This is a genomic window from Pseudoalteromonas sp. APC 3224, from assembly GCF_030407535.1.
In the GTDB taxonomy this organism is placed as follows: Bacteria; Pseudomonadota; Gammaproteobacteria; order Enterobacterales; family Alteromonadaceae; genus Pseudoalteromonas.
This window is the reverse complement of record NZ_JASDDF010000073.1, coordinates 1-2,321: the sequence shown is the minus strand read 5'-3', so window position 1 is coordinate 2,321 and position 2,321 is coordinate 1. Positions and strand designations below refer to the sequence as shown.

The 2,321-nt window shown below is 40.4% G+C and carries 3 protein-coding genes; all 3 read left to right on the top strand.

The features are described from left to right. The first annotated feature begins 79 nt into the window (after positions 1-79). The 3 genes from QL989_RS19080 to QL989_RS19070 all read left to right on the top strand — a co-directional run bounded on the left by QL989_RS19080 (position 80) and on the right by QL989_RS19070 (position 2,299). On the top strand, positions 80-382 hold the full coding sequence (locus tag QL989_RS19080; protein WP_036956872.1) for a hypothetical protein: 303 nt from the start codon (positions 80-82) through the stop codon (positions 380-382). Beyond that, positions 379-729, top strand: coding sequence for an IS66 family insertion sequence element accessory protein TnpB (gene tnpB / locus QL989_RS19075; protein WP_036956871.1), 351 nt, complete (start codon positions 379-381; stop codon positions 727-729). Before QL989_RS19080 ends, tnpB begins: the two co-directional genes overlap by 4 nt. A gap of 76 nt (positions 730-805) precedes the next feature. Then, the gene (locus QL989_RS19070) at positions 806-2,299 is read left to right on the top strand and encodes an IS66 family transposase (protein WP_036956870.1); all 1,494 of its coding nucleotides are present in this window, start codon (positions 806-808) and stop codon (positions 2,297-2,299) included. Positions 2,300-2,321 lie beyond the last annotated feature (22 nt).

Here is a 2,321-nt window from a genome sequence, read left to right as displayed (position 1 = left end):
GTAACCGTCGGCTAAACCACACCTAAACATTTATTTTATATTCGCTAAGCTCATTTCTTTTTAATCACAGGAGTGAGTTATGCAAACCAATCGAACACAACAATGGCTAGATTTAATTCGCCGACAACCAGGCTCTGGTTTAAACATACAAGATTTTTGCCAGCAAAATAACTTAGCAACGTCCACTTTTTATAAGTACCGCAAACAATTAACCGCCCAATCTAGTTTCAGCAAAGTGACCATTCAAACTGAACAAACCCGTTTGCAAGAAATTGTTGAGCCTGCCCATATCACACTGACTTTGCAGGTTGGAGAATTAAAATTGCCAGGTTCAACCTCTGCACAGTATTTGTCTGATTTGATTAGAGGTTTAGTTAAATGAAAATGTTTGTTGAGCCAAGTGACATTTACCTGCACCGCCCAGTGGTGGACTTTCGAAAATCGATTAATGGTTTAGCTAATATTGTTGTCGCTGAAATGAATTTAAATGTGATGTCCGGTGCTTTATTTATCTTCTGCAACAAAAGCAAAGATAAACTCAAAATCCTTTACTGGGATAAAACGGGGTTTGCTTTGTGGCATAAGCGATTAGAAAACAATAAGTTTAAATGGCCGAATGCCGAGCATGAAAACCAGCTTGTTTTATCTGAGCAACAACTGCACTGGCTGCTCGATGGCTTTGATATTGTTGGTCATAAACCGCTGATTTTATCAAACTTGAGCTTATAACTTTAGATCATACCTGATCAGCTTTTAATCTGAATAACATGCAGATAATCAGCGAGTTACAGGGTAAAATACCCCTATGACTGAACTAGAGCAGCAACTTCTCAAACGCATTGCCGAACTTGAAAAACAAGTAACGGATAAAGATTCCAGAATCGCGTATTTAGAAGAACAATTCAAATTAGCCCAACAAAAACAATTCGGTAAATCAACCGAAGGCCACCCTGCACAAGGTGATTTATTTAACGAAGCGGAAGACATCGCTGAGTTAGAACGTGAAGTTGAAGCTGAAAACGAAACCGTTACTTACACCCGTAAAAAAGCTAAACGCACTGCGTTACCGGCTGATTTACCACGCGAAGTGATTGTGCACGACATCGAAAATAAAAGCTGTGACTGCTGCGGTGGTGAAATGCATAAAATGGGTGAAGATAAATCTGAAAAACTTGAATTTATTCCAGCTCAAATCAAAGTGATTGAACATGTTAGACCTAAATACAGCTGCCGAGCCTGTGAGCAAAACGAAACACAAGTTCAAATCAAACAAGCCCCGATGCCAGCGAGTCCAATTCCTAAAGGCATTGCAACACCAAGCTTACTCAGCCAAATCATCACCAGTAAATATCAATACGCACTGCCGCTTTATCGGCAAGAAACCATGTTTAAACAACACGGCATTGAAATCAGTCGACAAACCATGAGTGACTGGATAATCAAATGTGCCAGTTTATTTAAACCACTGTATGACAAATTGCATCAAATCTTATTAGAGCAACATGTCATTCAAGCGGACGAGACCACAGTCAATGTGGTGAGTGATGACAAAACAAAATCCTATATGTGGTTATATTGCACAGGTACTGACACGCCTGTTGCAAATAACCCATTTAAAAATATCGTACTGTATGAATATCAGCCGGGTCGTTCGGGTTGTTATCCTGCGAATTTTTTACTTAATTATACAGGTTACCTTCAAGTGGATGGTTACCAAGGGTATGACCAAACTAAAGCTAAGCTTGCTGGCTGCTGGGCACATGCACGGCGTAAGTTTGATGAAGCTGAAAAAGCGCAACCCAAAGGAAAAACGGGCAAAGCAAATTGGGCGTTGAATCATATTCAAAAACTGTATCGAATTGAAACCAGAATCAAAGATAAAACAGCGCCTGAAAAACAAGCCATCCGGAAAAAAGAGTCGGAGCCATTACTTAACCAATATAAAGCTTGGTTGGAAAAATCTTTGCTCAATACCTTACCTAAATCCAAATTAGGGGAAGCGCTCAACTACAGCCTGAATCAATGGGATAAGTTGGTTCAATATGTTGAAGATGGTCATTTGTCTATCGACAATAATCGCGCTGAGCGGGCGATTAAACCCTTTGTCATTGGCCGCAAAAATTGGCTGTTTAGCCAAACAGCTAATGGGGCCAACGCCAGTGCAATGCTCTACAGCATAGTGGAAACGGCAAAGGCCAACGGACTAATACCTTACGATTATATTAGCTATTGTTTAACCCAAATCTGCAAACCGGGTTGCCAAATCGATGATTTACTGCCTTGGAATATCAAAAGCTAGGTGTGGATTGCCGGACGCTTAC

What these genes read in the sequence shown, in the direction of transcription:
- QL989_RS19070 (WP_036956870.1), top strand. Translation starts at nt 806, where the DNA reads ATGACTGAACTAGAGCAGCAACTTCTCAAACGCATTGCCGAACTTGAA.
- tnpB (WP_036956871.1), top strand. Translation starts at nt 379, where the DNA reads ATGAAAATGTTTGTTGAGCCAAGTGACATTTACCTGCACCGCCCAGTG.
- QL989_RS19080 (WP_036956872.1), top strand. Translation starts at nt 80, where the DNA reads ATGCAAACCAATCGAACACAACAATGGCTAGATTTAATTCGCCGACAA.